This window comes from Microbacterium trichothecenolyticum (assembly GCF_000956465.1).
Taxonomy (GTDB): Bacteria; Actinomycetota; Actinomycetes; order Actinomycetales; family Microbacteriaceae; genus Microbacterium; species Microbacterium trichothecenolyticum.
Window position 1 is genome coordinate 1 of sequence record NZ_JYJA01000003.1, and the last position, 1,688, is coordinate 1,688.

The following is a 1,688-nucleotide window of genomic DNA, read 5'->3' on the forward strand; positions in this document are numbered from 1 at the left end:
ACACGACGACCGACGAGCGCGAACTCGCCGAGATCGGCGGGTTCACAGTCTCATCGCTCGCGGAGTGCGCCGTGGATCTCGCCCGCGCACGACACCCCGCGATCGGTCTCGCGGTGGCGGATTCGGCCGACGCCCACTCCGACCCCGACTCCTGTGTCCTGAGCTCTGCGCGAGCCCGGCCCCGCAGCATCCGTCCGCGCTGCCTCATCTCCGCGAGAATCCATCGGGAGGACGAGAGCTCGGGCAATTCCCACAGCTTCGTCCGCCCGTTGGATTCTCGCGCTGGGGGCGATGGTGCGCAGGGCCTCCTCCACAGGGGGCGGGGAGGCGGCGGGGGCCCACAGGTAGGCGTTCACCGGCGCGCGAGACCGCCGGCGGACGCGATCGTGGACGGATGCCGATAGTCGAGGGCGCGCTCGCTGCCCGGCCCAGTCCGGTACCGCTGTTCCGAACTGAGGAGGTGCCCCATCCGGAACGTGCGATCGCGCGGGGCGAGCTCCAACGTGTGCGGGCAGGGGTCTATGTGCCTGCCGGCGCGTGGGCCCAGCTCGCACCATGGGATCGTTACCTCGCCCGAGTGCACGCCGCGCTGCTCCAGCACCCCGGGCTGATCCCGACTCACGAATCCGCCGCCGCACTCTACGGCGCAGCGGTCTTCGGCGATCCCCTCGTCGTCCATGCTCTTGCGGCCTCGCGGACATCCTCGCGCCTGGTCGGCGGCATCCGTTGGCACACGACGACCGACGAGCGCGAACTCGCCGAGATCGGCGGGTTCACAGTCTCATCGCTCGCGGAGTGCGCCGTGGATCTCGCCCGCGCACGACACCCCGCGATCGGTCTCGCGGTGGCGGATTCGGCGCTTCGCCTCGACTCCGCATTGGACCGGGCGGGTGTCGAGAGGCTCAACGAAGCGCGCGCGAGCACTCGCGGCCGACGGCTCGCGCGTTGGCCGCTCTCTCGGGCGACGTCCTCGTCGGAGACGCCCTTCGAGTCGGTCAGTCGCGCGGTGATCGAGTGGCTCGGGTACCCGGCGCCAGAGCTCCAGCGGACATCGATGTCATCGTCAGGAATCGAAGACCGGGCGGACTTCGCATGGCCGATCGAGTCGGTCCTCGCAGAAGCGGACGGCGATCTCAAGTACGACGGCCGATTCGGCGACCCGCGTACCCTCCTCCGGCGTCAAGCAGCCAGGGACACGCGTCTTCGCGAGCAATGGCGCGTTGTCGTCCACTGGGGCTGGACCGAGGCCACCACCATCTCGCCGCTGCGCGGCATCCTTCGCGGAGCGGGCCTGCGACCGTGCGCCCCCGAGAACGCTGCGGCGCTGCTCTCGCTGAAGCGAGCCATCGCATCGCGCGCGCCTCACCCGACATCCCCGACCCCCGACGCCTGAACGCCCGCCCTCGCTCCGCTGCGCGGCCGTCGCCGTCGTCGTCGCCGTCGTCGTCGCCGCCACCGTCCTCGCCGCGAGAATCCATCCGGAGGACGAGATCCTGGGCGTTCTCCGAGGTCTCGGCAATCAGATGGATTCTCGCCGCCCGGGGTGGGGCGGACCCAGCGTGAGCGGGCGGTCCCGGCGTCGGGCCGGTCGCGGCGAAGGCGCACCTCGCGCCCTACCTCCCGTCGCATCCGCTGTCGCAGCGCAAGGACCACGCCGGCGGCGTCTTCGACGGCGGACCGCTCGGCCG

The 1,688-nt window shown here is 71.4% G+C and carries 1 protein-coding gene; it reads left to right on the forward strand.

All coding sequences use genetic code 11. The features are described from left to right. Positions 1–523 precede the first annotated feature (523 nt). Positions 524–1,393: a hypothetical protein gene (locus tag RS82_RS00015; protein WP_157005208.1), complete on the forward strand. Its 870-nt coding sequence runs from the start codon at positions 524–526 to the stop codon at positions 1,391–1,393. The last annotated feature ends 295 nt before the right edge of the window (positions 1,394–1,688 follow it).